The following is a 19,499-nucleotide window of genomic DNA, read 5'->3' on the forward strand; positions in this document are numbered from 1 at the left end:
CCTGAGAAAATAGAAATCCACCCTCGCTGCTTTCGTCGGGCCGCTCGGCGACTTGTAAAGCCGGCGCGTAGCACCAGGCCAGCAGGGAGCAGACACACACATGCAACGAAACATCGGACGAACGTTCGTCGGCGCGCTTGCGCTGGCGAGCGTAGCGGCGGGGTGTACCTCGAATGACACCTCCGAAGAGTCACTGAAGGACACGAGGCAGGGGCTGGGAGGACCCGACTTCGTGGTGACGGCGCTGCGCGCGCCGCCCAGCACGCCTCCTGACAGCCCGTTCGAAGCGACGGTGACGGTCTGCAACCAGGGGGACGTGGAGCGCGCAGCGGAGGTGGCGCTGGTGCTGTCGGATGACACCGGCCTCTCCATCTCGACAGATGTCTTTGGTGGGAGGGTGTCCCTGGGCTACCTACGGGCAGGAGCCTGCGAGACGCGCTCGCTGCAGGTCGACTCCGCGCCGTCGGTGGGCGCGTGGTACGTGGGCGCGCTCGTGGACCCCTACGGCCGCGAGCTCGAGTCCAACGAGAGCAACAACACGCGGCTGCACGGTCCGATGAGCGTGGGGTACGGCCCCGACTTCGTCGTCACGCGGGTGGACGGCCCCCCCAGCGCGAGGGACGGCCAGCTCCTGAGCTTCCACGCCACGGTCTGCAACCAGGGCACCGAGCCCGGTGAAGCCCCCGTCGAGCTGTACCTGTCAACGGACACCGTCATCCGTCCCGGCAGCGTCCCGCTGGAGGATGCGCCCCTCGGCATCGCGCACTCCGACATGCTGATGCCCGGCCAGTGCCGCACCCTCCCGGTGCAGGGCCGGGTCTCCACGCCCAGCCCGGGCAGCCCAGGTGCCTACTACGTGGGCGCGGTGGTGGACCCGCGGGCCTCGCGCCCCGAGCTGCGCGAGGACAACAACATCCACGCCGCCTTCCGCATCGGCGTGGGCGACGCGCCGGACTTCATCGTCACCTCTGTCACCGGCCCCGAGAGCGTGCAGCCCTTCCAGCCGTTCCCCGTGCAGGTGACGGTCTGCAACCAGGGGACGCAAGCCGGCGGCGCGCAGGTGGGGCTCTTCATGTCCGCCGACGCGGTCATCCGCCCCAACACCGGCCCGGGGCCCATGGAGGACTCACCGGCGGGCCAGGCCTCGGTGAACCTCCTCGTCCCCGGCCAGTGCTCCACGCTCCCGGTCCAGGCCTACGCCCAGCTGCCTCCTCAGGGTGTGGAGGGTCCGTACCACCTGGGCGCGGTGGTGGACCCGAATGGCAACGTCTCCGAGCTCCTGGAGGACAACAACACCTCGTCGGGCCATCGCCTCGGCGTGGGCCAGCGACCGGACTTCGTCGTCACCGCCGTGAAGGCCCCCGCCAGCGTGCGGGAGGGCGAGCCGCACGGCGCGCAGGTGACGGTCTGCAACCAGGGCACCCAGTGGGGCGATACGGAGGTGGAGCTGTACATGTCCGTCGATGAGGTCATCCACCCCCACACCGGACAAGCCCCCTCCGAGGACCGCCTGGTGGGTCGAGGGTCCTCGGGCCTCCTCGCTCCGCGCCAGTGCACCACGCTGGCGATGCCGGAGCCGGCGTGGCTGCCCTACCCGGGCACTCCGGGCGCGTACTACCTGGGCGCGGTGGTGGACCCGCGTCAGTGGGTGACGGAGCTTCGCGAGGACAACAACACCTCGGCGAGCCGGGGCCTGGGAGTGGGTGACGGGCCTGACTTCGTCGTCACCGCCGTGAAGGGCCCCGCCAGCGTGCGGGAGGGCCAGCCGCACGGCGCGCAGGTGACGGTCTGCAACCAGGGCACCCAGTGGGGCGGGACGGAGGTGGAGCTGTACATGTCCGCCGATGAGGTCATCCGCCCCAACACCGGACCCGCTTCCTCGGACGACCGCTTCGTGGGCGGGGCCCCGACGGACACCCTGGCGCCGGGACAGTGCACCACGCTGGCGGTGCCAGGCTCGGCGTGGCTGCCCTCCCCGGGCACTCCGGGCGCGTACCACCTGGGCGCGGTGGTGGACCTGCGCAACCAGCGCACGGAGCTGCGCGAGGACAACAACATCGCGTCCGGCTACCGCATCGGCGTGGGCGAGGAGCCCGACTTCATCATCACCGCCGTGAAGGGCCCCGCGAGCGTACAGACCGGCCAGGCCCTGACGGCGCAGGTGACGGTGTGCAACCAGGGCACCGAGCCGGGTGGCACCGAGGTGGCGCTGCTCCTGTCCGAGGACGCCATCCTCCGGTCCACCGCGAGCGGGGGAATGGTGGAGGACCTGCGCGTGGGTGAGGCCCTGGTGGACGTCCTCCAGCCGGGCCGGTGCGCCACCGTGCCGGTGACGGGCCTCGCGAGCCCGCCGCCTCCGGGCAGTCCGGGGGCGTACTACCTCGGCGCGGTGGTGGACCCGCGCGGCCAGCACCTGGAGCTGCGGGAGGACAACAACACCGCGTCCGGCTACCGCCTGGGGCTGGGCAACCAGCCGGACTTCGTCGTCACGGCCGTCTCGGGTCCGAGCAGCGTGAAGCCGGGGAGTCCCTTCAGCGCCAGCGTCACGGTGTGCAACCGGGGACAGCAGGCGGCCACGGTGGACGTGGACGTGTACCTGTCCGCGGACACGGTCATCCGTCCGGCGTCACCGCCCCGGTTCGTGGAGGACTTCCTGCTGGGCACGGTGGCGGGGGTGCCCCTCAACGCGGGCCAGTGCGCCAGCCACGCACTGGGCCTGACGGCGCCGTCGTCGCTGCCGGAGGGCGGGTACTTCCTGGGTGCGGTGGCGGACCCACGGCTGCAGCGCACGGAGCTCATCGAGGACAACAACATCCACACGGGCAGCCGCATCGGCGTGGGCCTGAGGCCGGACTTCGTCCTCATGGGGGTCTTCGCACCCGCCAGCGTGCGGCAGGGCGCCGCGTTCGCGGTGAGCGTCCTGGTCTGCAACCGGGGGCAGTCCCCGAGCACCACGGACGTGGACCTGTTCCTCTCCGCGGACAGCATCATCCGCCCGCCAGCGGGCTCGCTGCCGCCGGAGGACCTCTACCTGGGCACGGTGACGGGGGTGTGGCTCGACGTGGGCCAGTGCACCACCCGCTCGCGCACGGTGAACGCCAACGTGATGACCCCGGGCGCGTACTACGTGGGCGCCGTGGCGGACGCGGCAGGAGCGCGTCAGGAGCTCTTCGAGGACAACAACGCCATGGCGATCTTCACCGTGTCCGTTACGCCTTGAGCTGAGTCGTAAGAGCCGGCCCGCCGCGTCCCGCTGTCCCGGGGCGCGGCGTGTGCCGGGCCTCTTCAGCGAAGCGTGCGCACCGGCCGCACCGGGCCGTTGAACCAGCGGCTCAGCTCCACCCCATCGTCGATGCGGCGCGCGGGCGGCAGGCTGGAGAGGAACACCCGGCCGTACGCCTTCGTCACGATGCGCCGGTCCAGCATGGCCACGATGCCCCGGTCCGCCTGCGTGCGGATGAGCCGCCCGAAGCCCTGCCGCAGCGCCAGCGCCGCCTGCGGCAGCGGGTACGCGTCGAAGGGCTCCTCGCCCCGCTGCAGCAACGGGTTGGGCGGGAATCGAACCGCCTGTGCTGCCGCCAGCGACCGCTGGCCCGACTGTCGCTGCGGGCGAGCGGACCCCGGCCGGCCGCCAGCTCGTTGCCGAACAACGGCGCGCCGTGCTGTATCATCGTTGCATGACGACGCGGCGCACGCTCACCGACCTGATGGACGAGGTGGCCGGCCGCAACCGCGACTGGTCATCGCCGCAGGACCTCGGCTCCGATCGCGCGACGGTCTCGGGCGCCTGGCTCGCGAGCGACGATCCGCTGGCGATGCTGCTCCTGCTCGCCGCGCTGCATCCCCGGCGCGCAGAGGAGAAGTGCCTCGAGCTGGCGACCGCGCTGTCGTTCTTCGAGCCCATGCGGGTCACAGCACACACGATGAGCCGCAATCGCGGCGGCATGTACGTCAATGGTTCGTTGCCATTCTACTTCGTGCGGCTCTACCAGCGGCTGCGCGTCGCCTTTCGGACGGTCGAGGACACCAGGCGGTCGCGGCTCGAGCCCGAGCTCGCCGCGGCGATCCGCGTCGTCGTCCACGATCCGTTCACGCTCGTCGGGCCCGCCGCATAGGGCCCGGAGATGAACAAGTCGATCGCCGAAGTCCTCGCGGCTCGGCAGCAGCGAGTTCCGGGCGCTTCGAAGGCCGCCCATTCGGTCCACGCAGTCTGGTTTCGATGAACGCATTGTTCCTTGCCTGTGGGCCCATGGAGCCCGCCGCAGGCGCAGCGAAGGCTCCCAGCTCCGAGGCCGAGGCATCGCAGGCGCTCGACTCGAATCTGCCCGAGTGCGACACCCTGGAAGGCCAGTCCTGCCGCATCACCATCATGGAGGCCGGGCTGAACTTCTCCGGGTTCAACGTCAGGTCCTGCTGGAGGACCTGCAACACCTTCTTGTCCTTGCCGTTGAGGTAGTCGAGGCCTCCCGCCTTCTCTCGCAGGTCGAAGTCCTTGGAGGTGGGCCTACCGCGCTCGGCGTCCGTGGGGGCTCGCGAGGACTTCGGAAGCTGTGAGGCCAGGACCCAGCCCTTGCGACCCGGATGCCCCTTGACGTGGCCGAACAGGTAGTCGCACTTCGGCCCAGCCTCCTTGGCCGCTGTCACGGCTCCGACTGGGGTGTGAAACTCCAATCGAAGGTGAAGCCCAGGTCGGTGTACGTCTTCAAGAACCGCCCATCCGGCAGCACGGTGGGAGGATTCACGTGCACCTCGCCGTGAGCTTCATTGGTGAGGAGGAGGTTGCCCGTGATGGTGTAGTGGGGGCTCTGGCAGTCCTTGCCCGCCACCCGCTCCTGGATGCCCGAGGCGTCCGCCAACGAGGCGGCGTATGAGCGCGCCGGCGTACTCAGCCACTTCGTCACCGTCTCGTCGGGGCTGTGCAGCTCGGGGAAGTGGTTCGTCATCACGACGCCGGAGAGCGGGAGCACCGTGAAGTTGGCGGGGCCGAAGCTGTACGAGCAGGGGCCGCTGCCATAGCCCGCCTCGAAGGAGAACGAGCCACTCGGGAACATGAGCAGGCTCGCGCCGACCCGGAGCGTGTCCGGGAAGAGCGGGCTCTTGTAGTCGAGCAGCATCGACGCGGCGTCCACCTCGTAGGTCACGTTCGTCACGCCCTTGCGTCCGAGCCCCGTCCAGTTCGGCTGCTTCTCGAGGACGTTCGCCGTCCCCTGGAGCTTCCAGCAGCCCACGTTGTTGCGCCTCAGGTAGGGCGCCTCGGAGGCCGTCACCCTGCCGCCCACCTCCGTCTCCGCGTTGCTGAGGATGATGACCAGGTGCTGCGCGCGCTGGTTCTTCATGTCGCGGCAGAGCCCGACGAACTCGTAGTCGGACCAGTCCTCCTCCTGCCATCCGTTCGAGCCGTCCATCCACAGCGCCTGCACCTTGACGTGCTTGCCCGCCTTCTTCTGCTCGAAGAAGCCGTTGTAGAAGAGCATCGAGCGGGTCTGCGGGTCCGTGAAGTCGAAGTAGTAGACACGGTGCGACAGGCTCTTCAGCTCCGCCTCCAGGAAGTCCCTGAGCGTCGGCGCGCCGGACAGGTCCCCCTTCCGGTCATCGCTCTTCACCGCCTCGCTCAGGGCGTCCCACGTCGTGAAGGACGCGGGCTTCGAGTCCACCGGGGCCTGGTTCCACAGCATCTTCCCGAAGAGGGGCCAGTGCTTCTGGAAGCCTCCCGGAATCACCGCATTGATGGCCTCCACGCCGGTGTCCACGCTCCCCGTCGCCGCGAGGATGCTCTTCACCGTGGCCGGGCTGAGCGTGTTGGCGATGTATTGGATCCAGAGGTACGCGCCGTAGTCACGCGCCACGTCGCTGCCCATCTTGAGGCAGTGGCCCGTGGAGCGGTCCTGCAGCGGAAGCTCCACCGAGCTCAGGTAGCAGTTCGCGTAGTTCTGCTCGAGCTGGAGGCTCTTGCCGTACACGGCGTCGATGGCCCAGTTGGCGACCGCGTCGCGAAGCCAGCCGTAGCTCGCCTGGAACGACTTCGTCCGGAACGCCCAGTGGCTGGCATGCATCAGCTCATGCGCGGCGGCCCCCCTCAGCTCGTCGTCCGACAGGGCCTCGTTCAGCATGATGAACACGGAGGACTGGTAGGGCGCGCCAAACTCGGGAACGGTGAGGCCGTGGAAGGCGCTGGTGGTCACGAGGAACACGTCGAGCTTCGGGCTGCCGAGCGAGCAGAACGCGGTGGAGTCTGGAAGGGGCGTGGGGAAGCCGAGCGCCCCGAAGAGCTTGGGCCAGATGTCCTTCTCAATGGCATCCGACACCACGGCGGCCTTCTTCTTCTGCCCGGACACCGTGGTCTGGTACCAGACGTTGACATTCGCGGTGGGAGCGTTGACGAGGCTCCACCCGTCGGTGGTGCCCTTGCAGGTGGGGCGGCTGTTGCCGAGCCCCTGGCCGCTCCCGGGAGGCGCCAGCCAGCTCGCACCGTCCGCGGGCGGAACCAGGTACGGGTCCACCAGGGCCTTCGTCTGCGCGGACAGCGTGTCGTACTGGTCGATGACGTCCTGGAGCGCGGCCGTCTCGTAGGCGCCCGTCGCGCGGCCCTTGTACTGGAGCGGCAGGCGCGGGTCATTGAAGGCGGCAAAGACGCGGTACGTGAGCACCTCGTGCGGCGCCAGGAGCCCCGCCTCGGCGGCCATGGCGAGAAGCTCGTCGGAGGTCTTCAGGCCCTCCGGGGGGTCGGCGACCAGCACCGTCACCGCCGAGCTCTTGACGCTTCCGGCGGAAGCCGTCACCAGGGACACGCCGCTGGAAGCACCGTGGACGCGTCCGTCCTCGATGCGCGCCACCGTGGCGTCGGTGCCGGACCAGGTGAAGCTCACGTCCTCCAGCAGCTTGCCGCGCTCGTCGTAGGCGTACGCCGCGGGCGTCAGTCGCTCGCCCACCCACAGGAAGCTCTGGTCCGGGGTGACGACGATGCTGGCCACCTTCGCGTTGTCGGAGCCCCCATCGGGGTCCTTGGGGTCGCCACCGCCGCCGCCAGTGTTCGAGCAGGCCGCCAGGGCCACGAGGAGTGCCAGCAAGGGGAGTCGAGGTGTCAGACGAGGATGCACGCGCCGGCCCTTTCAGGGAAAATTGGCGCACTCACAACGGAGCCGGCTGAAAACCTTCGGCTGACGTGCCCTGGAGAGGTCACACCCTTCCATGCGCACTTCCTCCGCTCCTGCTGTCACTCGCGCTCCTCTGCGGCTGTGAGCGCAGAGGTGAGCCCGCGGCCCCTGCGCCCCAGAAGCCGGCGCCTGCTCCACCCGCGCCCAGGCAGGAAGCCGACTGCACCGTCCCCAGCAACGAACGTTCGCGCTGGACGTCTTCGCATGCCCTCGGTGTGGAGGCCGTCGCCGGGTGCTGGCATCCCTCACAGCACACCCGCCCGCCGCCCTCAAAAGGGCCCCCCTCCGTCCTATCCTTCGAGTCCGAGCACGAGCAGCGGCTGGGCACCGCGTTGCAGGCTCACGTGGAGCGGGACATGGTCCTGCTGCTGGCTGGCCTGCGTCCGCTCGCCTTCGCCACCCGTACCTTCTCCCGCTGGGAGACCGGATGCTGCTCGACGCCGCCTTCCCTGGTGGCGCGCGGCTGGATGGAATCCTTCGAGTCGAGCGTGAAGTCGCTCGCAGCGGAGCCGGGCGCGGTGGCCTGAGCTGGCATCCCCCGCAGTCCGAGAGGTTCGAAAACAGACACTGCCCTTTGTGTGAGCGTGCTCGCACAAATCGTGCGTGCTGCATTGATGCGCCTGCCTCAATTGCTGTCACACCATTCGCCCTCGAGGCGGGCGCACCGGAGTCAACATGAAGCCCGTGAAGGTATTGGCTGGCGTTCTCGTGTTGGGACTGTTGGCGGGATGTGGCCCCGTGGCATCCGATGAATTGGAACCCATCGATACCTCGGGTGAGGCATCGGTGGAGCCATCGCTGTCGCCGGAGCTCGTTGAGTTGCTCGCGGACAGGCACCGCCCCTCCGACGAGGTCCTCGCGTATGCGACCGCCATCTGCCCAGCGAGCAACAGCTGTGTCGGGTATGACTCCTGTGGCACCTGGTCTTCCTTCGCGAACTGTGGCGCCGTGGGGTGCATTGCCGACCCCGGGTGCAGGCTTTGCTCCACGTGTGACGTCATGCCCAGGAAGTATCAGAGCCGGTACCGCTACCAAGTCTGCTTCAACCAGCTCCAGCAATCCTGCACGAAGTACGAGCTCATCACCGTGCAGAGTTGCGGAGGCTGTGCGCCAGAAGAGTGGTGACGAGCGTCCCGGGGCCTGAAGTCTCGAGCGCACAGCGCTGGCGACCCAGCCCCGGGACGCTGGAGCCCATTGCTCACCCGACACCGCTCCATCACCCTGGCCCGCTACGTCCGGCCTTGGCTGGAGCAACGCGAGGGACTCGTCGCGGACTTGAGGACGGATGAGTCCCGCCCCCAGCACCTCGTCGACCTCTTCCGCCAGCGCTGCGTCCAGGGCGCCATCGCGCCGAAAACCGTCCACAACATCTACGGGGTGCTCAAGGCGCTCCACCAGGACGCCTACCTCGCGGACCGCGTGACGACCTCGCCCTAGTTGAAGGGCCAAGAGCTCGGCCAGCTCGCCCGGTTGCCCGTGGCGGCCTCAGGGAAAACAAAACCCCGTGGCACCTTCCGGCGCCACGGGGTTCTTTGCTGCTTGGAGGCGGCGGGAATCGAACCCGCGTCCGAAAGCCCTCTGTCCTTCGACCCTACGTGCGTAGTCCGCGATTTGCTACGTCCCGGAGGCTCCCACGGACGGGATACTCCGAGCCGGTCCTGGAAGATCTCGCCACCTCGGGCCCAGGCACCCTCGGCAGCCAGCCTGCATTATGACGGTCCGACCCCACCCCACAGGCCGAGAGCGAGGGGACCGCGCACTAAGAGCTGTTGTTAGGCAGCCAGCGCGAGCTCAACGTTGTCGTTGGCTTTTGTGTCTCTGCCAGGTTGGATTTACGAGCTACCAGACAAGCTCGGCACGCGTCTCGGACTTCGTTGCCCCCGTCGAAACCAGGTCGCCCCCGGTAGGTTCACTGCCACTGCGACTGCCGCGCGGCCAAGTCTCAGCCGCGCCACCTCACATTAACCGCTGACGGGGGGCCGTCAATCCTCCTGACCACCCCGCGCCGCACCTTCGCGCACGCCCGCGGACACTTCCCGCACAACCTGCTCCTCCAACGACCGTGGCGTCGTAGGGTCGCCCCCTCGCCAGGCTGCCCTACCCGAGCCTGGCCACGAGGACCGCGAATGAGACGACTGCTTCCCCTCCTGCTGCTCCTGCTGGGGGCCGCCCTCCCGGCGGCCGCCCAGTCCGGGCCCACCGCCTCCTTCCCCTACACCCTCGCCACCGAGAAGCTGCCCAACGGCCTCACCGTGGTGCGCGTCCCCTACCCGTCCCAGGGAATCATCGCCTACGTCACCCTGGTGCGCGTGGGCTCGCGCAACGAGGTGGAGCCCGGCAGGACGGGCTTCGCCCACTTCTTCGAGCACATGATGTTCAAGGGCACGAAGAACAACCCCGAGGGCACCCGCGAGCGCATCATGGGGACCTTCGGCTACGACGACAACGCGTTCACCGCCGACGACGTCACCGTCTACTACTCCTACGGTCCCGCCGCCGGCCTGCCCCAGCTCATCGAAATCGAGGCGGACCGCTTCCGGAACCTCGAGTACGCCGAGCCCACCTTCCAGACCGAGGCGCTCGCCGTGCTCGGCGAGTACCACAAGAACGCCGCTGCCCCCTTCCTGAAGATGGAGGAGGAGCTCAACGCCACCGCGTTCACCAGGCACACCTACCGGCACACCACCATGGGCTTCTACGAGGACATCAAGGCGATGCCCCAGGCCTATGAGTACAGCCGCACCTTCTTCGAGCGCTGGTACACCCCCGACAACACCATGCTCTTCATCGTCGGCGACTTCGACGATGCGCAGGTGATGAAGCTCGTGCGCGAGCACTACGGCCCGTGGAACCGCAAGGCCACGCCCGTCGCCGTCCCCGCCGAGCCGCCCCAGGCCGGCCCGCGCACCGCGCACATCGACTGGCCGCAGCCCACCCAGCCCCGGCAGGTCCTCGCCTGGCGCACCCCCGCCGCGTCCACCACCACACCCGACGCCGCGCTCCAGACGGTCCTCGTCGACTACCTCACCGGCCCCACCAGCCCCGCGTACAAGTCGCTGGTGCTGGACAAGCAGCTCGTGGAGTCCATCGGCAGCGACTACACCGAGCACCGGGACCCGCACCTCTTCACCCTCACCGCCACCCTCAAGGACGAGCGCCACCGCGACCCGGTGCGGCTGGCCCTCCTCAAGGAGGTCAGCAACCTCGCCGCCGGCCGCGTGGACGCCGCGCGCGTGAAGGCCATCCAGGACAACGCGCGCTACGGCACCCTGATGTCGCTGGAGACGCCGCGCGACCTGGGCATCCGCCTCGCCTGGTACGCCGGCATCCTCGGCACGCCCGACGGACTCCAGCGCCACCTGCAGAACCTGTCCAAGGTGACGCCCGGCCAGCTCCAGGACTTCACCAAGAAGTACCTCACCGCCAACCGGCTCATCCTGCTCAGCCTCACCCCCAAGACGGCCAGCACCGGAGGGACGAAGTGATGAAGACCCGTGCTCTCGTGTCCCTCGCCGCCCTGCTCGGGCTCGCCGGCTGCGCCTCCACCCCGAAGCCGCCCGTGGACCCGAACGCGCCGCCTCCCGCGGTGCCCGCGTCCTCCGCGCTGGAGCAGGCGCCGCCGCCCGCGCAGCCGCCACCGCCCGCGCGCCCGGAGGCCGTGCCCGCCGTGCCGCTGAAGCGCCCCAAGCCCATGGAGCTGGTCGTCCTGGCCCGCCCGGACACGCCCATCGTCAGCTTCCGGCTCGTGTTCCACACGGGCTCGGTGGACGACCCGAAGGGCAAGGAGGGCCTCACCGACCTCACCGCCACGCTGATGGCCCAGGGCGGAACGCAGAAGCTCACCTCCGCGCAGCTGCTGGAGGCGCTCTACCCCATGGCCGCGGAGCTGGGCTCCTACACGGACAAGGAGTTCACGGCCTTCTCCGGCCGCGTCCACAAGGACTTCCTGCCGCGCTTCCTGGAGCTCTTCACCGACGTGCTCCTCAACCCGCGCCTGGACGCGGCCGAGCTTGAGCGCCTGCGCGCCAACGCCATCTCCGACGTGGAGAACGGCCTGCGCAGCGCCAATGACGAGGCGCTCGGCAAGGTGGCGCTCGACGCGCTCCTCTACCAGGGCCACCCGTACGCGCACTACGTCGGCGGCACCGTGCAGGGGCTGAAGGCGATTACGCTCGACGACGTGAAGGCCCACGCCCGCCGCGTCTTCACGCAGGACCGGCTGGTCATCGGCCTGGCCGGCCCGGTGGACGACGCGCTGAAGGGGGCCGTCACCTCGCGCCTGGCCGCGCTGCCCGCGCAGGGCGCTCCGCGCGTGGAGCTGCCCCCCGTGCCCACCACGGCGGGCCGCGCCGTCATCGTCCAGAAGTCCACGCTCTCCACCGCCATCAGCATGGGCTACGTCACCCCGGTGCGGCGCGGGGACCCGGACTTCTTCCCGCTGGCGCTCGCCTTCTCGCACCTGGGCGAGCACCGCCAGTTCCTCGGCGTGCTCTTCAACGAACTGCGCGAGCAGCGCGGCCTCAACTACGGCAACTACGCGTACGCGGAGCACTTCATCGAGGACCCGGGCTCCACGTACAACCGCACCAACATCGCCCGCACGCAGCAGGACCACACCGTGTGGATTCGCCCCGTCGTCCCCACCAACGGCGCCTTCGCCACCCGGGGCGCGGTGTACTTCCTGGACCGGCTGGTGAAGGAGGGCATCCCCCAGGAGCGCTTCGAGCTGATGCGCGGCTACCTCCAGGGCTACACCCGCCTCTGGGAGCAGACCGACCAGCGCCGCCTGGGTTACGCCATCGACGGCATGTTCCACGGCACGCCGAGCTTCCTGGAGCAGTACCGCCAGGCGCTCACGAAGATGACGCCCCAGTCCCTCCACGAGGCCCTGCGCCGCCACGTGCACCCGGACGCGCTCAACTTCGCCTTCGTCACCCAGGACGCGGAGGGGCTCGCCCAGGCGCTGCGCTCCGGCCAGCCCACGCCCATCAGCTACGCGTCACCCAAGACGCCGGAGCTGCTGAAGCAGGACGAGGCCATCTCCTCCTTCAAGCTGCCCGTGCGCGCGGACGCCATCCAAGTCGTTCCCGTGCAGACGGTGATGGAGAAATAGAGCAGTGCTGGATTCGGCCCTGGCGGGTGGGTCATTTCCTTCCACCCCCCATGGCCGGATGGTAAGAGCTTGAGACATGCGAGGCATCAGCTCCGGGCTCCTACCTTTCTGGCGGCCCCTGCGCGGCGCAGCCATCCGACTCGCGACCCTGGCCGTGCTGCTGGTCACGGTGGCGGCCCGCGCGGACCACGACCCCTTCTCCCGAGGGTTCGACGCCGTTCCGGTGAAGGCCACCGCCGCGCAGCACAGCGGCATCGCGCTGGAGGGCACCGCCAGCGGCCAGCCCGTCGGCAGCTTCCGAGGCGCGCTCCTCTTCGACTTCAACTGGCGCATCCTCGCGCTGAAGCTGGGTGACGAGAAGCTGGGGGATTTGCTGCCCTACCGGCTCGATGCGCACCTGCTCTTCGCGTACCAGCTCCACGAGCGGCTGGAGCTGGCCGTGGACCTGCCCTTCACCCTGCTGCAGGGCGACAACTTCAACCTGCTGCGAGACGCGCTCGACGCCCCGGACTTCCCCGGCGCCGCGGGCGTGAGCCGCACCACGATTGGAGACATCCGCCTGCTGCCGCGCGTCCACCTGCTGGACCGCGAGAAGTTCCCCGTAGGCGTGTCGCTGGTGGCCGAGGTGCGGCTGCCCACCGGCAGCGCGTCCAGCTTCACCGGTGAGCGCGGCGTGCTCTGGGCCCCGCGCCTGGCGGTGGAGCAGCGCTTCGAGTTCCTGCCCATCCCCTTCCGCGTCCTGGGCAACGTGGGCGTGCGCATCCGTCCCCACGCGCAGTACCTCAACCTCCTGGTGGACGACGAGCTGACGCTGGGCGCCGGCGCGGTGGCGGAGCTGCCCAACCTGGGCCGCTTCACCGACGTGGAGGGCGTGGCGGAGATGCACCTGGGCACGCCGCTGGTGCGCCCCTTCAACTTCGACCAGGCCGACTCGCTCAAGTCGCCGTGGGAGCTGCTGGTGGGCGCCCGCGCGAAGGTGTGGGGCAACTGGGGCCTGGAGCTGAACGTGGGCCGCGGTCTCAACCTCTCCAGCGGCTACGGGCGCGAGGCCCTGCGCGTCATGTTCGCGCTGCGCTACGACGAGAAGTTCCTCGACTCGGACGGCGACGGCGTGCCCGACGTGAGGGACCGCTGCCCCATGGAGGCCGAGGACAAGGACGGCTTCCAGGACAACGACGGCTGCATGGACCCGGACAACGACGGGGACGGCATCGTCGACGGCGAGGACGGCTGCCCCGAGGAGAAGGGCACCAAGGAGCGCAAGGGCTGCCCGGAGCGCGACAGCGACGGCGACGGAATCATGGACGAGTTCGACAAGTGCCCGGACAAGCCCGGCCCGAAGGAATACGACGGCTGCCCGGACACCGACGGCGACGAGGTGCCCGACGCCGAGGACGACTGCCCCGACGTGTTCGGCCCGCCGGAGAACAACGGCTGCCCGTTCGACTCGCCGCCCTACGTCTTCGTGGAGTCGGACCGCATCCGCATCAAGGGCAACGTGCTCTTCGAGACGGGCTCCGCCGTCATCCAGAAGCGCTCGTACCCGCTGCTGGATGAGGTCGCCACGGTGCTGCGGAAGAACCCCACGCTGGGCCCCGTCCTCATCGAGGGCCACACGGACAACCGTGGCTCGCGCGCCCTCAACATGGGCCTGTCCGACAAGCGCGCCCGCTCGGTGCTCGAGTACCTGGTGAGCCGCGGCATCGACAAGAAGCGCCTCAGCTCGGCGGGCTTCGGGTTCGACCGGCCCATCTCCACCAACGACACCGCGCTGGGCCGCGCGAAGAACCGCCGCGTCGACTTCCGCCTCGTCCGCTCCGAGGTGGAGACCGAGAAGAAGGAGACCGTCGTCCCGGCCGGGCAGCAGCCTCCCGCCGGAGCCACGCCGGCTCCCGGCGGCGCGGCACCGGACAAGGACAAGAAGAAGTAGCGGTGGAGGGTGGGGCCGGGACGCCGTCGAGGCGTCCGCCCCGCCGGCTCACTGCTGCTTCAGCGCACGCTCGATGCGGCGGCGCAGGGCATCCTCGGACAGGGCGCCGCGCTGGGCGTCCATCACCTTGCCCTCGCGGTCCAGGAAGTAGAGCGTCGGCAGGGCCGTCACCTGGAAGGCCCGTGCCACCTCGTCGCTCGCGTAGACGACGTAGGGCCGCAGGTCCGGGAGGTTCCGCTTCACGAACGCCTCCACCAGCCGGGGCGCTCTCGGGCCGTCGTCGCGGCTGGCCGCCACGAAGACCAGCCCCTGGGGCTCGTACTCCTTGGCCAGCTTCACCAGCGCGGGCATCTCCTCACGGCACGGCGGGCACCACGTGGCCCAGAAGTCCAGCATCACCACCTGGCCGCGGAGCTCCTCCAGCTTCAGCGTCCCACCGCCCAGGCGCTCCATCTCCATGGCTGGAGCGGCCATGCCGTCCGGGACCAGCCGCGAGCGCTGCGCCTCCGTCACCCCGAGGTACACCACGCCCGCCAGCCCCAGGCCCGCCACCAACCCCAGCACCGCCTTCATCCCTCCGCGCGTCTTCGGCGGCGGCGGGGGTGCCCCAATCGGTTCCTGCGTCACTCGAATCCACTCCTCGTCAGGCGGTGGTGCACCCGCCGCAGCGCCCACCGCACCCCGGTGCGAACCGCCGGCTTGCGCGACACCCACGCCGCCACCCCGGGGCCCCAGCGATAGTAGCCACGGATGAACACCCGGCCGGGCGCGCTCTTCCGCAGCACGTCGTCCCGGTACGCGCGGAAGGCGACCAGCTCCGGCGCGCCCTCGCCGAAGGCCACCGTGGCCACGAAGCACGAGGACGCCGGGCTCACCCACATGAGCTTCTGGTTGGTGAGGTTCACCACCGCCTTCAGCTCGCGCGCCTCCGTGTAGAGGAAGGCCAGCAAGTCGCGGCGCGCGGCGGGGAACTCCTGGCCGCTCGCCTCCTCGAACTCGATGCGCGTGGTGCTCGCGGGGCCCACCTCGTCCACCGTGAAGAAGTAGCGCTTGGAGCTGCGGCGGACCTCCACCTCCAGCCCGCGCAGCTCGCCGAAGTAACCCAGGAAGGGCGTGTGGCACACCGGGCAGACGAAGCGGTTGTAGGGGTGGCTCGTGAGGAAGGCGAAGTCGTTCACCCGCTTGCAGCCGGTGTTGGGACACACCAGCTTCACCGTCGCCTGCGGCGCGGGGCGCGGGTCATAGCGCGAGCCGCCCGAGCCCTTGTCGAACACCGGCGGCGGGCGCGGAGGCGCCGTCACCAGGTGCCGCGTGGGGTGGGCCGCGCGCTCCAGCTCCTGCGCGCGCCGCCATGCCGTCTCCGCCGCCTCCAGCCGGCCGTCCGCCGTGTGGCACAGCGCTTCGCCGTGGGCCAGCAGGGCCGACACCAGCTTCTCCAGCGCGGGCAACGCCGCGGGGTCCCTGCCGGCCGCCAGCGCCTCGGCCAGGACGCGCTCCAGCTCCGGGAGCAGGTCCTGCGCCGCCTTGCGCGAGGGGTCCTCCGCGCGGCGGTACACCGGCGGCTCGGGGATGCGGGCGAACAGCGCGGACGCCGCCGCGCGCACGCGCTCCACCGCCGCGGCCCCACGTCCCACATCCAGCTGCGCTGCCCGCTCACGGGCTGATTGGAAGAGCTCTTCGGGTTGCAAGCCCGCGGACATTAAGGGCCCCACCCCGCCCTGTCAGCGACTTGTACCCACCCCTGGTCGGAAACTGGCCAGCCGCACGTGGCCGGTGTACAAAAAGGTAGGAGGCTGTGAGAAATGGGAGCATTGAAGTTCATCGTCTGGACGGCCTGCGCGGTGGGACTCGGCATCTTCCTGGCCACGGGGGAGATCGACGGCCGCACACCGCTGGAGCACATGGAGAAGGCCTGGAAGCGCACCGTGAAGCCGTCCGCCGTGGACCGGGTGAAGGACGGCCTGGAGGACGCGTACGAGGACGCGAAGGACGCTGTCTCCCGGACGACGGATGCCCCGCCCCGGGAGCGCATCAGCGCCGAGGACCGTGCGGCGGTGAACCGCATCATCGCTCAGAAGAAGTAGGACGCACGACAAGCCCGCTTCCGCTGGAATCCCCCACTCCTTAGCTTGCGCCAAGGCGGTAGGGGCGGAGGCGGGGCCATGGGCAGGGCTCGAGTTGGGAGCGTCGTATTTCTCGCCGCACTGGTGTGCGCGCTGGTGTTTCCAGCGCAGGCCGCCGGTCGCGGCCGTGAGCGGCTGTGGCTGGAAGCCCAGAATCGCTCACTGCACAACCAACGCGCCACGCTGAGCGAGGTGGCGCGGCGAGCGATGCCCGCGGTGGTGTCCATCACCACGAAGCAGCTCACCGCGGAGACGGCGGTGTCCGGCGAGGAGCCGCAGAAGGGCATCGGCTCGGGCTTCATCATCCGCTCGGACGGCTACATCCTCACCAGCGCGCACGTGGTGGAGGGTGCCTCGGAGGTCATCATCTCCGTGCTGCACCCGCGCGGCGGCGTGGAGGAGTACCCCGCCCGCGTGGTGGGCGAGGACCCGCGCACCGACTGCGCCCTGCTTAAAATCGACGTCCCGCGCAAGCTGCCGGTGCTGAAGCTGGCGTCCGCGTCGCACGTGCGCTCGGCGGACTGGATTGTCGTCATCGGCAATCCGTTCGGCCTGGCCCACTCGGTGACGGTGGGCGTGGTGAGCTACATGGGCCGCACCGACGTGACGCCCAACGGCCGCGACGGTGACTTCGACTACATCCAGATGGACGCGTCCATCAACCCGGGCAACTCGGGTGGCCCGGTGCTGGACCTGCACGGCGACGTGGTGGCCGTGGCCAACGCCGTCAACGTGGCGGGCCAGGGCATCGGCTTCGCCATCCCCATCGACATCGCGAAGACGGTGATTCCGCACCTGAAGGCCCACGGCCGCGTGCGCCGCGGGTGGCTGGGCATCAGCGTGCAGGACTTCTCGCCCGAGGTGGCGGAGGCCTTCAACCTGCCGCGAGGCCGGGGCGTGGTGGTGACGGACGTGACGGAGGGTGGACCGGGCGAGCGGGCCGGCCTTCAGACCGGCGACGTCATCGTCGGCCTGGATGCCCGGCGCGTGCAGCGGGCCCATACGCTGCGCTGGCAGGTGGCCGCGCGGGGCGTGGGGCGCGACGTGAAGCTGCGCGTGAACCGGCTGGGCCGGCCGATGAAGGTGACGGTGAAGCTGGAGGAGATGCCGGCCGAGGAGGCGCCCGCCCCCACGCTGGCCGCCAGCAGTCCGGGCCAGACGCCCACCCGGGGGCAGTCCGTGCTGGAGGACCTGCTGTCGCCGGTCCCCCGCTCGAAGCCCCGCCCGGCAGCCCCGCCCCTTGAGGCGGAAGTCGAGGCCGACAGCCCGGGTTCAGAGGACAGCGCACCCGCGCGCTGATGGGCATACCCGGAGGCTGATCCTCGGGCTCCTTGCGTTCGGGTTGCATGGGCGCTAGACAGTGCGCCTTTTTCCGTACCCGGCGGCGGGTCCACCTCGGTGTGGCGCCGCGATTCCGCAACGCTTCGCAGGAGAGTTCCAGATGGCCGAGGCCCAGACCCAGAAGCTCACCCACTGGCCGCGTATCGCCAAGGGCAGTGGCAAGAAGGCGTGCACCGTGGAGGGCTGCAAGCGCCCCTACCGCGCCAAGAGCTACTGCTTCTTCCACTTCAAGAAGTGGCGCCAGGGTGACCTGCCCCACTCCCGTTACCGCACCTGCTCCAAGCCGGAGTGCCGCGTGAAGACGCTCAAGGCCGGCCTGTGCGAGAAGCACTTCAACGAGACGTACAAGAAGGAGGCGGCGGCCTAAGGGCCGTTGCTTCCCGCCGTACCTCGCGGCGCCGGGGCGCCTTCTTCCCTCAGGGGGAGTCGCCCCGCGCCACCGCGCGCCCCAGGTGCTTGAAGGCCGTGAGCCACAGCTCCGCCTCGCGCTGGGTGAGCCGCGCCCGCATCAACGTCAGCTCCAGCTCGTTCAGCACGTGCTCCGGCGCCTGGGGGTTCAGGAAGTCCGCCTTGAGCATGACCTCCTTCATCCGCGCCGCCAGCGCGTTGAGGGTGCCCTGCCGCGCGCCGGGCTCCGGTGCCTGCGCGGCGGGCGCCTGCGTCTCCATCAGCCCCTGCCGGTGGCAGAGGTAGAGCAGCACCGCCGTGGACTGGGCCAGGTTCATGGACGGCTGCACGTCCGAGGTGGGGATGACGAGCACGTCCGTGCAGCGCGCCAGGTCCTCGTCGGACATGCCCCGCTGCTCACCCCCGAACACCAGCGCCACCCGCCCGCGCACGCTCTCCTCGGCCAGCCGCCGCACCGCGTCCTCCGGCGTGAGCGCCGTGCGCCCCTTGAGCTGGGTGCGAGACGTGGTGCCGACGGCATACACGCAGTCCGTGAGGGCCTCGCGCAGGTCCTTCGCCACCACCACCTTCTCGAGGACGCTCTCGCTGTGCACCGCCAGGCGCTCGGCGCCCTGGGTGGACTGCATGACGGGGTCCGACAGAATCAGCCGTGAAAACCCGAAGTTGGCCATGACCCGCGCCGCGGCCCCGAGGTTGTCCGGCGAGCGCGTCTGGTGCAGGACAACGGTGAGATACTCCCCTGGACGCATGCCGCCGAGTTTAGCTGGTTGATCCGGGAGGAGATCGGTATATTCCCGCTCGTATGCGTCGCTGGCTCCCTGGGCTGCTCCTCTGTCTCGTCACCGTCCTCACCGCTTGCGGCGAGGCCGGCGCGCCCGTGCGCGCCACGATGAGCGCGCGGCAGGCCCTCACCAACCCGCCGGAGTTCCTGGAGTTCGAGTCCCAGGCGACGCGGCTGGAGCTGTTCCGCGAGGTGGCCCGGCAGTCGGCCATCGAGGCGGGCCAGGCGGCGCAGGCGCAGGCCCTCGTGCTCTTCCCCATCAGCCAGGAAGGCGAGCTGCTGGCGGCGCCGGGCTTCGACGCGAAGATGGACCTCTTCCAGTTCCCGGATGCGGGTGGCGGACTCCAGCTGGTGTTCGACGCGCGCGCCGGTGAGCGGTGGCCGGAGGACCGGCGGGACGGCCTGCAGGGCCTGTCCGAGCGCGAGGCGGCGGAGCTGCTGGCCCGCACGCTGCTGTCGCACTGGGGCATCCGTCCGGTGGTCGCGGTGCAGGTGGACCGGGCGTCGGGCGCGCCGTACGCGGTGGCCTACGTGGACGGAATCCTCCGCATCAATCCGGCTTTCCTGTACCTGGCGGCGGCGTACGGTCCCGCTTCCATGCCGGCTCCGCTCCAGTAGAGTCGCGCGCCTCCCGCAGAAGGCCCACCTT

The 19,499-nt window shown here is 69.9% G+C and carries 17 protein-coding genes, 1 other RNA gene and 1 pseudogene; 13 read left to right on the forward strand and 6 right to left on the reverse strand.

Translation table 11 applies throughout. The features are described from left to right. Positions 1–100 precede the first annotated feature (100 nt). On the forward strand, positions 101–3,220 hold the full coding sequence (locus LXT23_RS13555) for a CARDB domain-containing protein (protein ID WP_253980591.1): 3,120 nt from the start codon (positions 101–103) through the stop codon (positions 3,218–3,220). Between the two features lie 65 nt (positions 3,221–3,285). Here the strand turns inward: LXT23_RS13555 and LXT23_RS13560 are convergent. Further along, positions 3,286–3,543, reverse strand: a pseudogene (locus LXT23_RS13560) (helicase C-terminal domain-containing protein); the annotation flags it as partial. A 134-nt stretch (positions 3,544–3,677) separates the two neighbouring features. On the opposite strand from LXT23_RS13560, the gene LXT23_RS13565 reads away from it, so the two are divergent. Both LXT23_RS13565 and LXT23_RS13570 read left to right on the forward strand, forming a co-directional pair. Then, the gene (locus LXT23_RS13565) at positions 3,678–4,115 is read left to right on the forward strand and encodes a hypothetical protein (RefSeq protein WP_253980592.1); all 438 of its coding nucleotides are present in this window, start codon (positions 3,678–3,680) and stop codon (positions 4,113–4,115) included. 134 nt (positions 4,116–4,249) lie between these two features. Further along, positions 4,250–4,456, forward strand: a complete 207-nt coding sequence (locus LXT23_RS13570) for a hypothetical protein (protein WP_253980593.1) — start codon at positions 4,250–4,252, stop codon at positions 4,454–4,456. A gap of 184 nt (positions 4,457–4,640) precedes the next feature. Here the strand turns inward: LXT23_RS13570 and LXT23_RS13575 are convergent, their stop codons facing one another. After that, positions 4,641–7,067 (reverse strand): hypothetical protein, encoded by a 2,427-nt coding sequence (locus LXT23_RS13575; RefSeq protein ID WP_253980594.1) that lies wholly within the window; start codon positions 7,065–7,067, stop codon positions 4,641–4,643. 443 nt (positions 7,068–7,510) lie between these two features. Between LXT23_RS13575 and LXT23_RS13580 the strand changes: the two genes are divergently transcribed. The 3 genes from LXT23_RS13580 to LXT23_RS13590 all read left to right on the forward strand — a co-directional run bounded on the left by LXT23_RS13580 (position 7,511) and on the right by LXT23_RS13590 (position 8,591). After that, the gene (locus tag LXT23_RS13580) at positions 7,511–7,681 is read left to right on the forward strand and encodes a hypothetical protein (RefSeq protein ID WP_253980595.1); all 171 of its coding nucleotides are present in this window, start codon (positions 7,511–7,513) and stop codon (positions 7,679–7,681) included. A gap of 148 nt (positions 7,682–7,829) precedes the next feature. After that, on the forward strand, positions 7,830–8,279 hold the full coding sequence (locus LXT23_RS13585; protein WP_253980596.1) for a hypothetical protein: 450 nt from the start codon (positions 7,830–7,832) through the stop codon (positions 8,277–8,279). Between the two features lie 69 nt (positions 8,280–8,348). Then, positions 8,349–8,591 (forward strand): hypothetical protein, encoded by a 243-nt coding sequence (locus LXT23_RS13590; protein ID WP_253980597.1) that lies wholly within the window; start codon positions 8,349–8,351, stop codon positions 8,589–8,591. Between the two features lie 102 nt (positions 8,592–8,693). Here LXT23_RS13590 and ssrA read toward each other — a convergent pair. Further along, positions 8,694–9,056, reverse strand: a transfer-messenger RNA (tmRNA) gene (gene ssrA, locus LXT23_RS13595). A gap of 224 nt (positions 9,057–9,280) precedes the next feature. On the opposite strand from ssrA, the gene LXT23_RS13600 reads away from it, so the two are divergent. From LXT23_RS13600 to LXT23_RS13610, 3 genes are all read left to right on the forward strand, one after another. Then, a complete protein-coding gene (locus tag LXT23_RS13600) occupies positions 9,281–10,639 on the forward strand; it encodes a M16 family metallopeptidase (protein ID WP_253980598.1) in 1,359 nt (452 codons plus the stop codon). Continuing rightward, entirely contained in the window at positions 10,639–12,267 is a 1,629-nt protein-coding gene (locus LXT23_RS13605; protein WP_253980599.1) for a M16 family metallopeptidase, read from the forward strand. Before LXT23_RS13600 ends, LXT23_RS13605 begins: the two co-directional genes overlap by 1 nt. A 76-nt stretch (positions 12,268–12,343) precedes the next feature. After that, entirely contained in the window at positions 12,344–14,197 is a 1,854-nt protein-coding gene (locus tag LXT23_RS13610) for an OmpA family protein (protein WP_253980600.1), read from the forward strand. 48 nt (positions 14,198–14,245) lie between these two features. Here the strand turns inward: LXT23_RS13610 and LXT23_RS13615 are convergent, their stop codons facing one another. Both LXT23_RS13615 and LXT23_RS13620 read right to left on the reverse strand, forming a co-directional pair. Next, positions 14,246–14,770: a TlpA family protein disulfide reductase gene (locus tag LXT23_RS13615; protein ID WP_253981379.1), complete on the reverse strand. Its 525-nt coding sequence runs from the start codon at positions 14,768–14,770 to the stop codon at positions 14,246–14,248. A gap of 50 nt (positions 14,771–14,820) precedes the next feature. Then, positions 14,821–15,897, reverse strand: a complete 1,077-nt coding sequence (locus LXT23_RS13620; RefSeq protein WP_256560815.1) for a CFI-box-CTERM domain-containing protein — start codon at positions 15,895–15,897, stop codon at positions 14,821–14,823. Between the two features lie 102 nt (positions 15,898–15,999). Here LXT23_RS13620 and LXT23_RS13625 point away from each other — a divergent pair, with 102 nt between their 5' ends. From LXT23_RS13625 to LXT23_RS13635, 3 genes are all read left to right on the forward strand, one after another. Beyond that, positions 16,000–16,281 (forward strand): hypothetical protein, encoded by a 282-nt coding sequence (locus LXT23_RS13625; protein ID WP_253980602.1) that lies wholly within the window; start codon positions 16,000–16,002, stop codon positions 16,279–16,281. Between the two features lie 78 nt (positions 16,282–16,359). Further along, entirely contained in the window at positions 16,360–17,619 is a 1,260-nt protein-coding gene (locus tag LXT23_RS13630; protein ID WP_253980603.1) for a S1C family serine protease, read from the forward strand. A gap of 142 nt (positions 17,620–17,761) precedes the next feature. Further along, positions 17,762–18,028 (forward strand): vegetative protein, encoded by a 267-nt coding sequence (locus LXT23_RS13635; RefSeq protein ID WP_253980604.1) that lies wholly within the window; start codon positions 17,762–17,764, stop codon positions 18,026–18,028. A gap of 49 nt (positions 18,029–18,077) precedes the next feature. On the opposite strand, the gene LXT23_RS13640 is transcribed toward LXT23_RS13635, so the two are convergent. Further along, positions 18,078–18,818, reverse strand: coding sequence for an RNA methyltransferase (locus LXT23_RS13640; RefSeq protein ID WP_253980605.1), 741 nt, complete (start codon positions 18,816–18,818; stop codon positions 18,078–18,080). A 53-nt stretch (positions 18,819–18,871) separates the two neighbouring features. Here LXT23_RS13640 and LXT23_RS13645 point away from each other — a divergent pair, with 53 nt between their 5' ends. Beyond that, positions 18,872–19,468, forward strand: coding sequence for a hypothetical protein (locus LXT23_RS13645; protein ID WP_253980606.1), 597 nt, complete (start codon positions 18,872–18,874; stop codon positions 19,466–19,468). The last annotated feature ends 31 nt before the right edge of the window (positions 19,469–19,499 follow it).

Source organism: Pyxidicoccus xibeiensis, from assembly GCF_024198175.1.
Taxonomy (GTDB): Bacteria; Myxococcota; Myxococcia; order Myxococcales; family Myxococcaceae; genus Myxococcus; species Myxococcus xibeiensis.

What these genes read in the sequence shown, in the direction of transcription:
- LXT23_RS13555 (WP_253980591.1), top strand. Translation starts at nt 101, where the DNA reads ATGCAACGAAACATCGGACGAACGTTCGTCGGCGCGCTTGCGCTGGCG.
- LXT23_RS13565 (WP_253980592.1), top strand. Translation starts at nt 3,678, where the DNA reads ATGACGACGCGGCGCACGCTCACCGACCTGATGGACGAGGTGGCCGGC.
- LXT23_RS13570 (WP_253980593.1), top strand. Translation starts at nt 4,250, where the DNA reads ATGGAGCCCGCCGCAGGCGCAGCGAAGGCTCCCAGCTCCGAGGCCGAG.
- LXT23_RS13580 (WP_253980595.1), top strand. Translation starts at nt 7,511, where the DNA reads ATGGTCCTGCTGCTGGCTGGCCTGCGTCCGCTCGCCTTCGCCACCCGT.
- LXT23_RS13585 (WP_253980596.1), top strand. Translation starts at nt 7,830, where the DNA reads ATGAAGCCCGTGAAGGTATTGGCTGGCGTTCTCGTGTTGGGACTGTTG.
- LXT23_RS13600 (WP_253980598.1), top strand. Translation starts at nt 9,281, where the DNA reads ATGAGACGACTGCTTCCCCTCCTGCTGCTCCTGCTGGGGGCCGCCCTC.
- LXT23_RS13605 (WP_253980599.1), top strand. Translation starts at nt 10,639, where the DNA reads ATGAAGACCCGTGCTCTCGTGTCCCTCGCCGCCCTGCTCGGGCTCGCC.
- LXT23_RS13610 (WP_253980600.1), top strand. Translation starts at nt 12,344, where the DNA reads ATGCGAGGCATCAGCTCCGGGCTCCTACCTTTCTGGCGGCCCCTGCGC.
- LXT23_RS13615 (WP_253981379.1), bottom strand. Translation starts at nt 14,770, where the DNA reads ATGAAGGCGGTGCTGGGGTTGGTGGCGGGCCTGGGGCTGGCGGGCGTG.
- LXT23_RS13620 (WP_256560815.1), bottom strand. Translation starts at nt 15,897, where the DNA reads ATGTCCGCGGGCTTGCAACCCGAAGAGCTCTTCCAATCAGCCCGTGAG.
- LXT23_RS13625 (WP_253980602.1), top strand. Translation starts at nt 16,000, where the DNA reads ATGGGAGCATTGAAGTTCATCGTCTGGACGGCCTGCGCGGTGGGACTC.
- LXT23_RS13630 (WP_253980603.1), top strand. Translation starts at nt 16,360, where the DNA reads ATGGGCAGGGCTCGAGTTGGGAGCGTCGTATTTCTCGCCGCACTGGTG.
- LXT23_RS13635 (WP_253980604.1), top strand. Translation starts at nt 17,762, where the DNA reads ATGGCCGAGGCCCAGACCCAGAAGCTCACCCACTGGCCGCGTATCGCC.
- LXT23_RS13640 (WP_253980605.1), bottom strand. Translation starts at nt 18,818, where the DNA reads ATGCGTCCAGGGGAGTATCTCACCGTTGTCCTGCACCAGACGCGCTCG.
- LXT23_RS13645 (WP_253980606.1), top strand. Translation starts at nt 18,872, where the DNA reads ATGCGTCGCTGGCTCCCTGGGCTGCTCCTCTGTCTCGTCACCGTCCTC.